This is a genomic window from Sphingobium sp. SCG-1 (genome assembly GCF_002953135.1).
Lineage (GTDB): Bacteria > Pseudomonadota > Alphaproteobacteria > Sphingomonadales > Sphingomonadaceae > Sphingobium.
In genome coordinates, this window is sequence record NZ_CP026372.1 from 2,730,346 (window position 1) to 2,746,773 (window position 16,428).

18 protein-coding genes are annotated in these 16,428 nt (G+C 57.4%); 8 read left to right on the forward strand and 10 right to left on the reverse strand.

Annotation, left to right across the window (positions count from 1 at the left end; all coding sequences use genetic code 11):
* Positions 1-5: 5 nt before the first annotated feature.
* From paaB to C1T17_RS12425, 5 genes are read left to right on the forward strand one after another with little or no spacing between them, the layout of a single operon-like run.
* On the forward strand, positions 6-296 hold the full coding sequence (gene paaB / locus C1T17_RS12405) for a 1,2-phenylacetyl-CoA epoxidase subunit PaaB (protein ID WP_223262583.1): 291 nt from the start codon (positions 6-8) through the stop codon (positions 294-296).
* Complete coding sequence (gene paaC / locus C1T17_RS12410; RefSeq protein ID WP_104953711.1) at positions 296-1,141, forward strand: 1,2-phenylacetyl-CoA epoxidase subunit PaaC; 846 nt, start codon at positions 296-298, stop codon at positions 1,139-1,141. The genes paaB and paaC overlap by 1 nt, the downstream gene beginning before the upstream one ends.
* A 4-nt stretch (positions 1,142-1,145) precedes the next feature.
* Positions 1,146-1,643 carry a 1,2-phenylacetyl-CoA epoxidase subunit PaaD gene (gene paaD, locus C1T17_RS12415; RefSeq protein ID WP_104953712.1) on the forward strand — a complete coding sequence of 166 codons (498 nt, stop codon included), beginning with the start codon at positions 1,146-1,148 and terminating at the stop codon, positions 1,641-1,643.
* 9 nt (positions 1,644-1,652) lie between these two features.
* Positions 1,653-2,729, forward strand: coding sequence for a 1,2-phenylacetyl-CoA epoxidase subunit PaaE (paaE, locus tag C1T17_RS12420; protein WP_104953713.1), 1,077 nt, complete (start codon positions 1,653-1,655; stop codon positions 2,727-2,729).
* Positions 2,730-2,783: 54 nt separating this feature from the next.
* Positions 2,784-3,002, forward strand: a complete 219-nt coding sequence (locus C1T17_RS12425; RefSeq protein ID WP_104953714.1) for an enoyl-CoA hydratase-related protein — start codon at positions 2,784-2,786, stop codon at positions 3,000-3,002.
* 83 nt (positions 3,003-3,085) lie between these two features.
* Here the strand turns inward: C1T17_RS12425 and C1T17_RS12430 are convergent, their stop codons facing one another.
* The 9 genes from C1T17_RS12430 to C1T17_RS12470 form a co-directional block, all read right to left on the reverse strand.
* A complete protein-coding gene (locus tag C1T17_RS12430; protein WP_104953715.1) occupies positions 3,086-3,670 on the reverse strand; it encodes a TetR/AcrR family transcriptional regulator in 585 nt (194 codons plus the stop codon).
* Positions 3,671-4,170: 500 nt separating this feature from the next.
* Entirely contained in the window at positions 4,171-4,473 is a 303-nt protein-coding gene (locus C1T17_RS12435) for an EthD family reductase (RefSeq protein ID WP_104953716.1), read from the reverse strand.
* An 18-nt stretch (positions 4,474-4,491) separates the two neighbouring features.
* Positions 4,492-5,886 (reverse strand): dihydrolipoyl dehydrogenase, encoded by a 1,395-nt coding sequence (gene lpdA / locus C1T17_RS12440; RefSeq protein ID WP_104953717.1) that lies wholly within the window; start codon positions 5,884-5,886, stop codon positions 4,492-4,494.
* Positions 5,886-7,097, reverse strand: a complete 1,212-nt coding sequence (locus C1T17_RS12445; protein ID WP_189338337.1) for a dihydrolipoamide acetyltransferase family protein — start codon at positions 7,095-7,097, stop codon at positions 5,886-5,888. The genes lpdA and C1T17_RS12445 overlap by 1 nt, the downstream gene beginning before the upstream one ends.
* 13 nt (positions 7,098-7,110) lie before the next feature.
* On the reverse strand, positions 7,111-9,192 hold the full coding sequence (locus C1T17_RS12450) for a transketolase C-terminal domain-containing protein (protein WP_104955200.1): 2,082 nt from the start codon (positions 9,190-9,192) through the stop codon (positions 7,111-7,113).
* A 193-nt stretch (positions 9,193-9,385) separates the two neighbouring features.
* Entirely contained in the window at positions 9,386-10,531 is a 1,146-nt protein-coding gene (locus C1T17_RS12455; protein WP_223262584.1) for an LLM class flavin-dependent oxidoreductase, read from the reverse strand.
* Between the two features lie 82 nt (positions 10,532-10,613).
* Positions 10,614-11,012, reverse strand: a complete 399-nt coding sequence (locus C1T17_RS12460; protein ID WP_104953719.1) for a GlcG/HbpS family heme-binding protein — start codon at positions 11,010-11,012, stop codon at positions 10,614-10,616.
* A gap of 178 nt (positions 11,013-11,190) precedes the next feature.
* Positions 11,191-11,892 carry an SDR family NAD(P)-dependent oxidoreductase gene (locus tag C1T17_RS12465; protein WP_223262939.1) on the reverse strand — a complete coding sequence of 234 codons (702 nt, stop codon included), beginning with the start codon at positions 11,890-11,892 and terminating at the stop codon, positions 11,191-11,193.
* A complete protein-coding gene (locus tag C1T17_RS12470) occupies positions 11,880-12,395 on the reverse strand; it encodes a GlcG/HbpS family heme-binding protein (protein WP_223262585.1) in 516 nt (171 codons plus the stop codon). The genes C1T17_RS12465 and C1T17_RS12470 overlap by 13 nt, the downstream gene beginning before the upstream one ends.
* A 321-nt stretch (positions 12,396-12,716) precedes the next feature.
* Here C1T17_RS12470 and C1T17_RS12475 point away from each other — a divergent pair, with 321 nt between their 5' ends.
* Together C1T17_RS12475 and C1T17_RS21725 are read left to right on the forward strand one after the other, a co-directional pair.
* A complete protein-coding gene (locus C1T17_RS12475) occupies positions 12,717-13,376 on the forward strand; it encodes a TetR/AcrR family transcriptional regulator (protein ID WP_104953720.1) in 660 nt (219 codons plus the stop codon).
* 229 nt (positions 13,377-13,605) lie between these two features.
* Positions 13,606-13,755, forward strand: a complete 150-nt coding sequence (locus C1T17_RS21725; protein ID WP_223262940.1) for a flavin reductase — start codon at positions 13,606-13,608, stop codon at positions 13,753-13,755.
* Between the two features lie 344 nt (positions 13,756-14,099).
* Here the strand turns inward: C1T17_RS21725 and C1T17_RS12485 are convergent, their stop codons facing one another.
* Positions 14,100-14,822, reverse strand: coding sequence for a GntR family transcriptional regulator (locus C1T17_RS12485; RefSeq protein ID WP_104953721.1), 723 nt, complete (start codon positions 14,820-14,822; stop codon positions 14,100-14,102).
* A 178-nt stretch (positions 14,823-15,000) separates the two neighbouring features.
* Here C1T17_RS12485 and leuC point away from each other — a divergent pair, with 178 nt between their 5' ends.
* Entirely contained in the window at positions 15,001-16,428 is a 1,428-nt protein-coding gene (gene leuC, locus C1T17_RS12490; RefSeq protein WP_104953722.1) for a 3-isopropylmalate dehydratase large subunit, read from the forward strand.

Here is a 16,428-nt window from a genome sequence, read left to right on the forward strand (position 1 = left end):
GGAGAATGAGGTTGAGCAAGGATTGGCCGCTCTGGGAGGTTTTCATCCGTGCACGCGGTGGCCTCAGCCACAAGCATGCGGGATCGGTGCATGCGCCCGATGCGGATTTGGCACTACGCCATGCGCGGGACACCTACACTCGCCGCATGGAGGGCGTCAGCCTGTGGATCATCAAGTCGACCGACATTATCGCGTCCGATCCGGCTCAGTCCGGGCCGCTTTTCGAACCCGCCGAAACGAAGGTCTATCGTCACCCGACTTTCTATGATCTTCCCGACGAATTGAAACATATGTGATGCCCTCATTGCCTACCATATCTCCCGAAGATGAACGCAAGGCCGCCAAGGCAGCGACGAGCGGTGCCATCGGTGACGCACCCGCGCCCGAATGGCACCCCGCCCTATTCGATTATCTTCTGCGCTTGGGCGACGACAGCCTGATCCTGAGCCAGCGGCTTGCCGAATGGTGCGGTCACGCCCCCGTGCTTGAGGTCGACCTGTCGCTAGCAAATCTGGGTCTGGACCTGATCGGCCAGGCGACCTTGTTCCTCAACTACGCTGGCGAGGTCGAAGGCAAGGGCCGTGATGGAGACCATCTGGCCTTCCGACGCGATGTTCTGGCGTTTCGAAACGCTTTGCTAGTCGAACAGCCCAATGGTGATTTCGCTCAGACTATCGCCCGGCAATTTCTTTTCTCGACATACAGCTTAGTGCTGTTCGAGGCGCTGAGGCAGTCACGAGATCCACGCATTGCGGAGATCGCAGCCAAAGCGGTTAAGGAAGTGCGCTATCATGCCGGGCTGTCGGCCGACTGGGTCATCCGCCTTGGCGACGGCACAGAAGAAAGCCGCCAACGAATGATTGATGGCCTCGATTGGTTCTGGCGCTTCGTCGATGAACTGTTCGATGTCGATGCGGTAGAGTCTGAGATGGTCGACGCAGGCATTGCGCCCGACAAATCGACCCTGCGCACAGCATTCGACGTTACGGTCGGCAATGTGCTGCGCGAAGCCACGCTGCCCTTGCCAAGCTACCCCTATCCCATCAAAGGGGGACGCAAGGGGCATCATACCGAGCATCTGGGGCATTTGCTGGCGCCCATGCAATATCTGCCGCGTGCCTACCCTGACGCCGTCTGGTAGGATCATGACCCTGGCCGCGCCCTTGGACAGCGATGCCGAGCAGCGGATCATGGCCGCACTCGCCACCGTACCCGATCCGGAAATACCGGTGGTCTCGGTCATGGAGCTTGGTATCGTCCGTTCGGTACAGTGTGATCCGCCTGCCGTGCTCATCACACCAACCTATACCGGGTGCCCGGCGACGCTGGTCATCGAACAATCGGTGCGTGCGGCCCTGAACGATGCGGGGTTCGCGCATGTGCCGATCAAAACCGTGCTCTCGCCGCCCTGGACCACGGACTGGATCAGCGAGGACGGGCGCAACAAGCTGAAGGCCTATGGCATCGCCCCGCCCCCGCGTGGCAGCGCCGCCCGGTCGCTACGCGGCCCCGAACTAGTCGAATGCCCGCGTTGTGCATCAAATCAAACCTTAGAAATCAGCCGTTTCGGTTCCACGCCCTGCAAGGCGCTCTGGCAGTGCCAGGACTGCAAGGAACCGTTCGACCGCTTTAAATGCCATTAGGAGTCAGCTATGTCCGCCGGTTTCCACGCTCTTGAAATTTCCGAAGTCCGGCGCGAGATCGATGATGCGGTTTCGCTCCGTTTCGACTTACCGGACACGTTGCGCGAGACCTTCCGCTTCACGCCGGGCCAGCATCTGACACTGCGCACGGAGATCGATGGCGAGGATGTGCGTCGCAATTATTCCATCTGCGTGGCTCCACATGAGGATGAGCTGCGGGTCGCGATCAAGCAGATCGCCGGCGGCGCCTTTTCGACCTGGGCGAACAATAGCTTGTCGGCTGGCGATCGGCTTGAAGTCATGCCACCGCATGGCAGCTTCACCTGGACCTTCGATCCGGCGCGCGAAGCCACCTATGTCGGTTTCGCCGGCGGCTCGGGGATCACGCCCATCCTGTCGCTGCTTAAGACTGCGCTGAACAGCGAGTTCAAGAGCCATTTCGTGCTGTTCTATGGTAATCGTTCCAGTGACACCATCATGTTCCTGGAGGAGATTGCACAGCTCAAGAACAGGTTCATCGACAGGCTGCAGGTCTATCATTTCTTGTCCGACGAGGAAGAGGATGTTGAACTGTTCAACGGGCGGCTGGATATCGAGAAAATCGCGGACATTTTGTCGACGCTGATCGATCCGGCGATAATTGACGCAGCGTTCGTCTGCGGCCCAGCGCCTATGATGGATTCGGCACAGGCGGGCATGGAGCAAGCTGGCGTGCCCGTCGACCGCATCTTGGTCGAACGCTTCACCGTCGGCGAAATGTCGGCCGCCCAGATCGCAGCATTGCGGGAAGTAGAACAAAAGGCCGCTGGCCTGCCGGTAAAGGTCACACTGGAAGGCCGCCGCCGCATCCTGACCTTCGATGCCGACAAAGGCAGCATCCTCGAAAATGCTCGTGCGGCGGGAATGGCAGCCCCCTTTGCGTGTAAGGCTGGCGTCTGCGCGACCTGCCGCGCAAAGCTGGTCAGGGGTGAGGTGACGATGAAGGCCAATTACGGTCTGAGCCCTGAGGAAGTAGCGCAGGGCTATGTCCTGACCTGCCAGGCTGTGCCGCTGACCGATGACGTGGAACTAGACTTCGATGCCTGACGCTGCGCATGCCAATGCCTTGCTGCTGGTCGAACATTCGGCGATGATGCGCTGTTGCTCCGCCTCAACATGCCGGAGCAGCGTAATACGCTGTCCACGCCTCTGATGGTGGAAATCGCACGGGCATTGACGGCCGCAGAAACCGATCCAGCCGTCCGCCCCGTCGTTACCACCGGCAATCTCAAGGCCTTTGCCGCGCGCGCCGAGATCGACGAACTGGCGCAATCGACCAGCGACGATCGGATCGAAAGCTCCCGCTATCTGACCTGGTAGTCAGTACGCGGCTTTTCCAAGCCGTTGATTGCCGGCGTCGAGGGCGCTGCCTGGGTGCGGGTATGGAATTGATGATGTGCGGCTCAGCACGCTGGCGACATCAGGTCAAAGGCCATATCCGCGACCTTCTGCGCGCTGATCGTGCCGCTCTCGCTGAACCAGGTCTTCGTCCAATTTATCATGCCGAAAAGCAGCATCGTCTGCACCCGCGCCTTGGCCGGGTCGGCTGCCATCGCCGGGTCGATCGCGACAATCAGGCTCTGCACCGCTTCAATGACGATCCGCTGCTTGCCGATAATGCTGCGCCGCTTGTCATCGGGCAGGTTCGACAGTTCATTAAGCAAGACCTTCTGCCGACTGGCCGCGCCGATATAATGGGCCATGAAGCTGCGTAGCAGGTGCCGCAACCGCTCGTGCGGCGGCTTGTCCAGCGCCATCACAGTTTCGACGTCTTCGACCAGCTGATCGATATGCGAAAGCATGACGGCGTAAAGAACGTCTTCCTTGGACGGATAATAGTGGTAAATCAGCGACTTCGAGGTCTGGCACGCCTTAGCGAGGTCGGATACAGATGCGCCGCGAAAACCGAATTCGGCAAAGAGGTCAGCGGCCCTTTCCACGATAGCCTCGCGTCTTTGCTCATAATCTGCCGCCTGGGTCCGTGCCAAAACTTACATTCCCTAAAAAATTTGGTCTGAATCGACTATCATAAAAAGGGTTGGGGTCAATTCGTGGATAAGGCACCGATCCATACTTCCCCAGCAGCTGGCTGCGAAACCAATCTTTTTATGCGTTGTGGCGATCAAGACCGCAAATTAATCCCACAGCCCGGCAGCACAGGCCGTCAGGAGCGCTGCAGATTCTCTCACATCCTGGCGATAATCATGGTCATCAATCGCCGTAAGGCACAAAAAGTGATTTCGTCGGCGATCGCCGTGTTGATCCGTCCAACTGCAAACTTCTTCCAGACAGCCGGGTACGCCGTAATTCGACACCTAACTGCGCCAGTCCAGCAGCCGCTGCATGGCACATAGATCAACATTAGTAAATGGTAGTGAATTTTTTTCAAGCTTAGACCGCCATCATCTTCTCCTACTTATTTTTCCTGTTCGAGCCATGAGGAACTCAATACCGCAACCATCAATATAACATTCCTTTATTCGCAATATTAGTCTTCCTCGACAATAATCAACGTCACTAAACTCTTTGCAAATCCCATAAGATCTTTGCCAGCCGCACGATTTTCAGGTGACTTCATCGCCTCATCAAATTTTAAGGCATCTGCAAAGTACATTTCAGTCATCAGGAAATATGGCGGCTCACCCATGGGTGACCCAATTACGCTGTTCACCACTGCCTTCATGAGATGCGGCGTCTTCGCGACGAGCGGCATGTGAACGTTATGATAATGGTCGAGGAATGCGTTCACATCATCGGGCTTACGGTAGAGGGCGATCAACTTGACGGTCATGGCTAACCTTTCTCGCGTTTAAAGATGTATCGGTTTTCCGACCACAGCGAGTGCGGCTTCCTTCAGGGCCTCGCTCTGCGTTGGGTGAGCGTGGCACGTGTAGGCAATATCTTCTGCCGTCGCACCGAATTCCATCGCTTGGGCCGCCTGCGCGATCATCGTGCCCGCCACGCTCGCAATGATATGGACGCCCAAAACCCGCCCGGTTGCGGCATCCGCTATAATCTTCACGAATCCGTCCGTATCGTGATTGGCCTTCGCCCGGCTATTGGCGATCATCGGAAATTTGCCGATACTGACCTTGCTCCGTGCCGCCGCTTCTTCTTCCGTCAGTCCTACCCCCGCAATTTCAGGCGTGGTGTAGACGACGCTCGGTATAACCGCATGATTGACCATGCCAGGCTGGCCGGCGATCAGTTCAGCGGCAGCAATGCCCTCATCCTCCGCCCTATGTGCGAGCATCGCGCCAGGGGTTACGTCGCCGATCGCCCAGATGCCATTTACCCTAGTGCGAAGGTCGTGATCGACCTCGATCTGGCCGCATGCATTAATGGCAAGACCCGCCTTTTCAAGCGCGAGGCCCCGCGTGTTGGGCGTACGGCCGACGGCGACGAGAACGATGTTAGCGGAGAGTTCCTCCTCCGCGCCTCCCGCTGCCGGCGTCAATGTCAGGATAACGCCATCGGCGCTCTCGCGAGCTTGCGTCACCCTCGTCGAAAGGCGCAGGATCAGGCCCTGCTTTGCAAACAGCTTCTTTGCCTCCTTACGGACATCACCGTCCATGCCGGGTAACAGCTGATCGAGATATTCGATCACCGTTACATGCGCGCCCAGGCGGCGCCAGACTGATCCCAGTTCCAGCCCGATCACGCCCCCGCCGATGACGACCAGATGGCCCGGCACCTTGGGCAGTTCTAAGGCGCCGGTAGAATCGATGATCACCTTGCCGTCAATTGCCACTCCTGGCAGCGGCGCCACGGTCGAGCCCGTCGCGACGATGATATTGCGCGCACGGTAAGTCTTTTCGGCCACCGTTACGCTGTCAGCGCTCGCAAACGCTGCATGGCCCTTCAACCAGTCCACCTTGTTCTTGCGGAAGAGGCCGGCAATCCCACCGGTCAGGCCTCTTACCACGTTCACGCGGGACGCGTGCATTGCATCCAGATTCAATCGGCTGGCAGAGACCTCGACTCCCAAGGCAGCAAGCGCCCCCGATGCGACTTCTTCATATTTCTCGGAGGCATGCAGCATCGCCTTCGAAGGTATGCAGCCGACATTGAGGCAGGTGCCGCCAAGCGTCTCGCGCGCATCGACGCATGCCGTTTTCAGGCCAAGCTGGGCAGCCCGGATAGCCGCAACATAGCCTCCCGGTCCTGCGCCAATGACGAGCACGTCATAATCATAGTCATCCATCAGTGTGGCCACTGCTCGATCGTTTCCACAAATTTGGACAGCCAGCCGTTGGTCTGGTGCCCGTCGACAACGCGATGGTCGATGGTGAGCGAAACATAAGCGAGCGGACGAATTTGAATTGTATCGACACCGTCCACTTCGCGCACAACGACGCGCTTTTCGGTCTTACCAATGCCCAGTATGGCCGATTGCGGCTGGCTGATAATGATCGGCGAAGCAAACAGCGAACCCGATACGCCATGGTTCGAAATCGTGAAGGTGCCGCCGCGGACATCGCCGCCACTTAGACGGCTGTCCCGCGCTCGTTCGATGAGGTCACCCAGCCGCAGTGCTATACCAAGCAAGGACAACTCCTGACAACGCGGTACGACGGGCACAATCAGTCCCTTGTCGCCCAGCGCAGTACCGATGCCGATATTGATGTCGTCATAGAGTTCCAACCGGTCTTCATACCAGCGGCTATTGATTGCGGGCGACGCTTTCATCGCGGCGACGCAGGCAGCAATGAAGTAGGCAGTAAAGGTCAGGTTCGCCCCTTCCTTCTCGAAAGCGATCTTATGCTTCCTGCGATGGGCAATGATTGCGCTAAAATCGCATTCGAACATTGCAGTCACATGCGGCGCGGCGGTAATGGAGTTCAGCATGTTCTGCGCGATCGCGATCCGCATCCGATCATGCGGGATCGCTCTTACGCCGCCACCTGAAGCTGGCGTTGACGCAGGTTGCGTTGGGTCCAGCTCGGCTTTCCGGCCGCGCACTGCCACGAACCGGTCGACATCCAGGCGCGTGAGGCGGCCGCCCCTGCCCGTCCCCTTGATTGAGGAAGCATCGAGGCCATGTTCGCGAACGGCGCGACGGACGGCTGGCGAAAGCACAGTGACCGATTCAGCCGCTGCCGTATGGGATAGGGATGCTTGCGCTGTGCTCGCGGCTGAGGTTGGCACCACTCTGCCCGCCGCCGCCGCCACGGCCCTACCATCCAGCGCGCTCAGACGGCCCAGCAAAGCGCCCGGTTCGGCTTCCGCATCCGTATCGAGCAGGATTTCCGTCAGGACGCCGGCGGCGGGCGCAGGAACTTCCTGCGTCACCTTGTCGGTTTCCAGTTCAACTAACGGATCGTTCAGCGCGACCGTGTCACCGACCTTCTTTAACCAGCTGCGAACGATCGCCTTTGTGCCTTCCTGTTCGGCGGGGACGAGTATATCTGTCATACGTATATTCCCCTCAGAAGCCGATGAGATCGTCGATTTTCGCCGCGATGCGCTCGACTGAAGGTAGGACCCATTCAAGCAGCACAGCGTTATGGGGGCTGGGAATGTCGGGCATGGTCAACCGCGCGACCGGCGCATCGAGGTCGATAAACGCCTCGTCAGCCACCACAGCGGCAATCTCAGCGCCAAAGCCTGCCGTTTGCAGATCTTCATGAACGATGAGGCAGCGACGCGTCTTGCGAACTGATTCTAGCACCGCTTGCTTATCCCACGGCATCAGCGTGCGCAGGTCGAGCACATCAGCGGAACGTCCTTCAGCCGCTTCCTCGCAGCGATGCACCATCGCACCCCAAGTCACGATGGTGATATCGTCACCTGTGCGGGCGCGTTTAGCCTTTCCGAAAGGCAATACATAATTATCACCGGGATAAGGGCGGCGTGCCCAAGCATGATCGAGCATGGCACGATGTTCGAAAAAAATCACAGGATCGTTGCCACGCAGTGCACCGCGCAACAGACCAACCGCATCCTCCGCGTTGGACGGCACGGCGACTTTCCATCCCGGGCTGTGGACGAAAGCGACTTCGTTGGTCTGGCTGTGCCAAGGATCCCCACATTTGAAAAAGCCGCCTGGAATGCGGACGACCATTGGCGCAGCGAACTGGTTATTAGTGCGCCAGCGCATTGATCCACAATCGTTAATCTGCTCGGTCGCCGGTTCGGCGTATTTACGGAACTGGATTTCGGGCACCGGCATCAGTCCCGCGATAGCCATGCCTACGGCTCGTCCAATAATGCCTTCCTCAGACAGGCTAGTGTCGAACACTCGGTCGACCCCATATTTTTCCTGCAAGCCCAGAGTTACCGCATGGACACCACCCTTGGGGCCGATATCTTCACCGAACAGCACGACACGCGGGTTGAGCATCAGTTCATGGTCGAGCACACGTCGGATTGCGGTTACCATGTTGATCCGCTGCCCTTCGGGATTGGGCGTTTCGGTTGCTTCCGGCGCCGTGTAGCCATGGGTCCATTGCCCGCCCATTGCCTGCATCGCGCCATCCTGGAAGAACACATTTTTCAGTACGGTTTCGGGCGCGGCGACGGACCGCGCCTCTGCCGCCTCGCGCGCCGCTTCCGCCGCCTGCGACGCATCGGCTGCGATCCGGTCCCATTCGGGTTCACTGAGCATCGCGGGGACCAAATAGGATTTGAGCCTGGGCAAAGGATCGCGCGCCCGTTCGGATGCGACGAATTCATCCGACTTGTAGGTTTGCGTATCCTGAAAGCTATGCCCCTGCAGACGAGGCACGGTCAGCCGTAGCAGACACGGCCCGTTGCGGCCGCGCACGAACGATACCGCATCCTCGATGAGTCGAGCCGCCTCGGCCGGCTCAGTGCCATCGCCGCCCATGATCTCCAGATCATGCCAGCTTGCCAGATTCGCTGCGATATTTCCGCCTGGCGTCTGGAAGGTAGATGGCACGGAAATGCCGTAGCCATTATCTTCGATGTAGAAGAGCATCGGCAGCTTCTGCGTGGTTGCAATGGTGAGTGCCGACCAAAAGCCGTTGGAGGCGACCGATCCATCTCCTCCCAGAACGACAGCAATACCCTTTTCATACGAGGGATCGCTGAGCACTTTATGGTGATATTCAATGGCCTGTGCCCAGCCCGCGGTCGGGGTATATTGCGCGCCCACACCACCACACATTGGCAACGCCGACGCGCCTCCAGGGTTGGGATAATTGAATACTGTACCGATATCGCGTCCGCTCGAGTAGCCTCCCTCCCGCGCCATTGCCGAAGCGAGCGCGACTTCGGGATCAACACCCAATGCAAGCAAAAGCGGCCTGGAGCGATAATAGCCGCAAGCAGCATCGGCCGGTTGATCCAAGCTCAAGCCCAGCATGATCTGCGCCATATCATGTCCGCGTGCCGAGAACTGGTACAGGACCTTCTTCTCGGGTACGAGCCGGTCTTCTTCCATCGCATCGAGTACGCGCGAAAGCGCGAGCAGATAGGCGATCCGCTTCCAATCGTAGCGATCATCGGGAGCGTTTCGCTGCGGTGGAGCGGCAAGCGTCTTAGCCATATCAATATCCAATAATCATTGCCCGTCCGTTCGGACTATTTATTCCGCTTAGCAGTGCGTTCTAAATGGCGCCAGATCAAAGTGTAAAGGTGAACTTCTAGCGAGCCTGATGATCCTCAAGAGCGATGTGCTGTCGCTAGTATCTGGCCGGGAAAGCAGCCGTCGAAGCTGGCGTCTTTCCCGACCGCCCGTTTCAGGCAGCAACATCCATACGTCGGCGAAGGCCCTGCTTCTCCATAAGCGGCAGAACCTCCCTTATGAAAATATCGAGGCCTCGCTCATAGTCCATCCATGTCAGGCAGATGCCTTCAACACCGGCCTCTGATAGCGAGGCGATCTCGTCAGCGACCTGTTGATAAGAGCCAACCAAGGGGAACCCGCCAACATGAGCAGCCGCCTGACGGGTCATGTTGGCTTTCTGCTCCGGCGACATGCCGGTGCCCCCCATCATTGCGTTGACCATGTTCTCAACCGCTGGACCATCGACCTGATCTTCACTGTAACGTTCGACATAGGCGCGCGCAGCGCTTTCTGTTTCGGCTGCCGCTATGCTGGTTGCTACCCATACTTGAATCGATCGCCCTCTTTCGGCAGCCAAGCGGCGCAGATTTGTAACCTGCTCGGCGGCACTGCCGGGCCTACGCGCATCGGGAGAAACGAAGGCGACGTCGGCCCACTGTGCGGCAAATTCATGTCCAGCGGGCGAAAAGGCGGCGTTCATAATGGGGGGCCGGGGCGACTGGAGCGCCTTAGGCTGTTGATATCCGCCTTCGACATTGAGATAGGAGCCGTGGAAATCGAATTCGTCGTCTTCCACGAGCAACTTGTGCAGTACTTCCATCCATTCGGCCCCGTAACTGTAGCGCTCATCATGGCCGAGCTTACCAACGCCGAACATTTTAGCCTCTTTCTCCATCCAGCCGGCGACTACGTTGAGAACCGCACGGCCATGCGAGATGTGATCGATCGTGGAAAGCTGTTTGGCTGCCGAGACCGGCGAGAAGGTGAGCATGTTGATCGTGGATATGATCGAAATTCTGCTAGTGGCCGCAGCCAAGGCGGCCGCCCAGGTGAAAGTTTCGAAGCTACGCCCCCAAGGATTAGTAATCCCCCCAAATCCACGCCAACGCGCGATGGGGACCGCCGCCTCGAATCCCGCCGCCTCGGCCTGTTGTACAAGGCGGAGATTTTGGTCCCAACTTATTTCGTGCCGGTCGGGTGCTTGCGTGATCGCACCGGCGCTGTTCACATTGATGCCAAACAATCCCAGCTTCATGCGGTTGTCATTAAACAGGGGACCGCCCTGCGCACAATCCAGCGCCACGCCTGGAATCGCCAATTGGTTGCTCATTTCCTCCACCTTTCATTTCACTGCGTGCGGCGTGACTCCGGAACATCCGACGCCCCCGGTCCACGCTGGGTCAGTTGATCGTTGCGAGGGCCTGTTCCACGATTGCCTGGTCTTGACTGTAATGTCCGCCCGCTACGCCGATCGCGCCAATCAGTTCACCATCAAGACGGATGTCCGAGCCGCCCGGGAGAAGCGAAAGAACCCCCTGAGCGAGTACTGATTTGATGAGCAGATCATCATCCTTCACCATGTTAAGAACCGCGTGCGTCGGCGCACCGAAATTAACCGATGCGACCGCTTTCTTCTCGGCCACGTCCAAATTGATGTATCCGACATTCTCATGCCTGCCGCTGGCAAGGACGCGCCCCCCGCGGTCCACGACCACGACGGCGACGGCAACATCCTGTTTAGAGCCAGCTTCAAAGGCGGCGGCAATCAAGCGCTGTGCTGTTTCGAGAGTGAGCGTCATGCGATTTCTCCTGCTACTGTTTCACTAAATTGGGCCGGACCGGTTGGTCCAAAGTGGTAATGACTGGGCTAAGTTGACCGGCGCGCGGCGCGTCATAATGAGATCCCATGCTGAGATATTATTCCGGCCGGTCGGACTTTTAAACATGCGTGAATATCGATACGATCGAGCGAAATATTTAGCCGATGAAGCCCCCGTCGGCGGAAATGACTGTGCCCGTGATAAAGCCCGATTTTTCCCCCGCCAGGAAAAAGAGAAGATCGGCGATCTCGCTTGGTTGGCCGAGCCGTTTGACAATCGTTCGATCAATCATCTGGCTCATAATCTCTTTCTCCTTCGGATGTCCTTTCAAATAGTTATGCGGCATTTGTGTATCGAGCGGCCCCGGGCAAACAGCGATGACCCGCACACCTGGCCCCATCTCAAGCGCTGCAATTTTTGAAAGCGTAACCACTCCCATTTTTGCCACCGAGTAGGCAGCTGAAAAGGCTGTGGGAGCCAGCGCTGCTGACGAAGACATATTGAGAATAACGCCTTTTCCGCCCATGATCGGTCCAACCGCCTTCATCATGAGAAAGGCTGAGCGGCAGTTGACGTTTTGAACCCTCTCCCACTCGGCGAGCGTCGTCTGCATGACGGGGCTGAAGCTCAGTGTTCCAGCGTTGTTCACCAGAATGTCGATGTAGCCCAGCGTCTTGGCGAGGGATCCGCCGAATTTCTCAATGGATTCCGGATCAGCCACGTCAAGCAGCGCAAAGGAAATATCTAGCCCTCGCTCCTGATACGCCAAGGCGAGCTGCCCGTTCTCGTCTGCCTGTCGGTCGAGTCCAATGACCTTTGCTCCTGCCTCAGCAAAGCGCTCGCACGTCAGGAGACCGATCCCCCCCGCGCGCCCGTAACAATCACATTCTTGCCGTAAAAATTCGACTGCGGCGCATCGGCATTAGACTTGAAAGCGAAACGAGGATCCGCATGGCGCAAGGCGCGCGTCCAGTCGGCCAGCGCCTGTAGCGCAATAGTGTGGTCTTGACTGTAGTGGCCGCCCGCAATTCCTAATCCACCAACGACCCTTCCATCCAAAATGATTGGCGCACCGCCGGGCAATAGGGAAAGAGGTGGCGTCGCGATCACGGAGTCGTTCAGAAACTCGTCGCCTTTTACAACGGCAAAAACATCCTCGCTCGTCGCTCCAAAATTAGCCGCGGTAGCCGCCTTGCTACCTGCTGCAACGAGGTTTACCGGACCTGCCCGTTCATCGCGAGCCGTGGCGACCGGATTTCCCGCTAAGTCGCACACGACTGCGGCAGCCGTCACATCTTGGCGGCGTCCATGAAGAATTGCAGCCTTGACTATCGTATCGGCTATGGAGTGTGTAATCGCCACGCACGTCATCCTTCTGCGCCTCGCCTGAAAGCAAGCATGGCAAAATGGTCAGCAGGCAAGGCAGGAGAAAATGGCTATGTGTCGCCGGATGTCTTGACAGCCATCAGAGCTTACAGAGACAAGGCCTCTCCCGATTGACCACGTTATGAGGTATTCCTCATGTTCCTAGCCTTCGCATCCGATTGTGTCAACAATGCACATTCTGCGATAATATGCGCGGGCTTGTGGCTGCAACGAGGCCGCAGATGTTGGATTGGCTCAGTGGGCAGATCGACGTCGAGAAACCGCTTAGCCTCCCAGCTTTAATTTGGAGAAACCGTCTTGCAGAAATTAACGCATTCCGACACCGGAGACAGAAGTAGCAAGGCGAGCGGTGCTGCAACGAGAACGTCCGAGCGAAAGAAGCCCATCCTCGACCGTGGCGTTAAAAGAGTAAAATCACTGCTCCGCGCGGCTGAGCAATGCTTTGCAGAGGTGGGATATGGCGCGGCGTCCATGACCGCTGTAGCGCGCCGCGCGAACGCCCCGATCGGATCCCTGTACCAGTTCTTCTCAACAAAGGAGAGCGTGGCAGTTGCGTTGATCGAGCAATATGTGGCAGAACTCAAGACATGCTGGGATTCACTAAGCACGGACGGCCCGCATGACGATTATGCAAAATTCGCACGGCAGCTGGTAACCACGACGCTCGAACAGATCGATCGTCAGCCAGCTTTTTCCACGCTCGAGGATGCTCAGGCCAACTTTGGTCTGCGGCCGGGGAATCATGACGAGTTGCTGCTTGCGGTCATCGGCCTTATTGGCCGCTTGGCGCCGTCAGCCAGCGCAGCGATGCGCGACAAACTCGGACTCATAACATTCCAGATGCTTAAGGCAGCCTACGCTCTTCATCAGAATGACAACGAAATAAAGGGTGATATCGATGTTGTTGTTGAAATGTCATCAATCATTGCTGGATACTTACGCCGCAATATCACGTGATTTGCGCTACGGCATTAAGAACAGGCCGTATGCAGAGCTGCAAGCCATGGTTCCTTGCAATCACTAAGACCCTAGGTCCCCTCAGCAAACAGCGCACGCATCGCGGCGGTAGCATGGCGGCCTCTTCCAATTCACGAAATGTAACGTCTGGAAGAATTACTATGGCCGCAGAGGATCTCGACAGTCAAAGGTTCGTTAAGTACTTGGCCATTATCCAACCGGCGTTTGCATCGTTGCATCCACAACAGTCGATGGCTCGGCCGGCATGGTAGTCGGCTCGTTCACATCCGTTCCACTCGAACCACCGCTGGTGGCATTTTTCCCGCCAAGTCGTCGAAGATCTGGCCAAAGATCGAGGTGGCTGGAGCCTTTTGCGTAATATCCTCTCAAGCAATCAAACGCGATATGCACCCGCTTCTCTTCTAAGGGCGATAAGAAGTTCACCGGACTTGACTATCCTTTTTCGGCTATGGATCACCGATCTAGGTCGGGTCGTGGCATGGATGGACAGCAGACTGGAAGCAGTCCACGAGGCCGGCGACCATCATGACGTCGTTGGTCGTGCATGCAGCTTGAAGACTGATCAACCAGAGCGCCCATTGCTTTTCCTTCGGAAAAATTATGGGGATTTTTCCGACGGCCAATCATAAGCTGGCAAATGACTCGGCGCGCAGTACAAGCTGCAGCGGCATACGCGAAGCGGTGTCAACAAGCCGCTTCCCACTATTGCGCGCATGGATATATCTGGGCAAATTTCGCCCTGATGGCTTCTTTGCTCTGTTCAATATGCTGCCGCATCAGTGCTTCAGCCTCGATACCGCGCCTTTCTTCGATAAGCGCGAATAATGACACATGCTCTTGATAGGAACGCTGTGTGTCTTCTGCGGCAAAAAGGCGGCTGACTTGTGACGGATTCCTAAGGCGGAACTGCGCATCAAAAATCAACGGTAAACGCTGCGTTCTTTGGATCGTGTCGGCAAGAACCGGATTGCGAGCCTCCTCGATCAGCACTTGATGAAATTGCGCATTGAGGTCGAACCATTCAAGACTGTCCTCATTTCCCCACTCCTCCGAGTAAGCAATGGGCTGCATCCTGCGTAACAGGCGCTTGAGCATACTTGTGCCTGCCTCACTCACCCCGCGGTGTGCGACAACGCGACAGACCATTCCTTCCAGCGTCGCCCGCACTTCGAACGCATTGGTGATATCTTCGATTGCGAAGCGTCGAACCACATAGCCGCGATTGGGTGAGTAGACGACGAGCTGCTCATGCTCCATAAGCTTGAGCGCCTCGCGCACAGGCGTGCGCGACGTCCCTGACTGTTCCGCCAGGACCTGTTCTTGCAGATGCTCTTCTGGCGCGAAAGTGCCGTTGATGATCCGCTCTCGGATCCACTGCGCAACTACTACACCACGGGTACCAAGTCCGCTTATAGTCCGCGTCATCTCATTTCCATCCAGCTTTAGCGACGCCGCGGCCTTCCTTTATCCAGCGCAATGACACCCGTTATCGTTCGGCTGTCTGCCCGGTCAAGCACCATCGCTGCCGCCAACTTTATGATTGACCACTCATATCATTGCTTCTAGTGTCTTCCATACACGTATACAATGTGAGGCAACGGCAGTGGACCGAACTTTTTTCCAAAAAATATGGGACGACCATACTGTCGCTGATTTGGGTGACGGTGCCTTTCTTATCCATATTGACCGTAACTTCCTGCATGAGGTCAGCGGAGCGGTATCGTTGAAAAACCTGGATGCCGAAGGGCGTTCCGTGCGCTGTCCCGAACTGACCTTCGCCACGCTTGATCACGTACTGGAAACGGTGCCCGGCCGAGGTATGACGACACGCATGCCGGGTGGGAACGATTTCCTACGTGAATTCTCTGAACGTGTCGGTCCCCACGGAATTCGCTATTTTGACCTTGATGATCCGCGTCAAGGGATCGTGCACGTTATTGCGCCGGAACTGGGAGCGGCGCTTCCAGGCATGACGTTCATTTGCGGCGACAGTCATACCTGCACGGTCGGCGGCGTCGGCGCCTTCGCATGGGGCGTAGGATCTAGTGACAGCGAACATGCACTTGCTACCCAGACCGTAGTCGCAACCAAGCCGAAGACGTTGAGGGTCAACTTCACAGGAACGCTTCCAGAGGGCGTTTTTGCCAAGGACATGATCCTCGCGCTCATCGGCAAATATACGGCTAATGGCGGAACTGGGTATGCCATTGAATATGCGGGCGAGGCAGTCGCGTCGCTGTCGATGGATGGTCGCCTGACCCTTTGCAACATGGCAGTGGAGTTTGGCGGTCGGACCGGCATGGTGGCGCCCGATGACATCACATTCGAGTATCTTAAGGGACGCGAATTCTCGCCGACCGGGGATGAGTGGGATCGTGCCGTCGAATATTGGAGATCGCTGCGCAGTGATCCTGACGCAAAATATGACGCCGAATATGAGCTTGATTGCTCTACGCTGACGCCGCAAGTCACATGGGGGACCAGTCCTGAACATGTGGTGGGAATTGCCGAAACCGTACCCGACCCGGCGGGCTCCTCAGATGCTGTCATGCGATCTTCGCGAGAACGCGCGGCTAGTTATGCGGAGCTCAGTGGTGGCCAGCAGGTTGCCGGCCTACCCATTGAGGGAGCCTTCATCGGTTCATGTACGAACAGCCGCATCGACGATTTACGCGCAGCTGCGGAAGTCTTGCGAGGCCGCAAGGTAGCGCCGGGAGTTACAGCTATCTGCGTGCCCGGATCAACCGCTACCAAGCTGCTTGCCGAGGCCGAGGGACTGGACAAGGTGTTCATCGAGGCCGGCTTTGAATGGCGAGAGTCGGGGTGCTCGCTTTGTATGAGTGGCGCGACAGGAGGCGAGAGCTTCCCCAAAAACGCCCGGGTGATCGCTTCGACCAATCGAAATTTCGAAGATCGTCAAGGCCCCAATGTGCGCTCACATTTGGCCAGCCCCGTCACCGTCGCCGCGTCGGCTATCGCCGGCCACATCATGGATCATCGCCAACTTGTTCCGCTGGAGGCCGCTCAATGA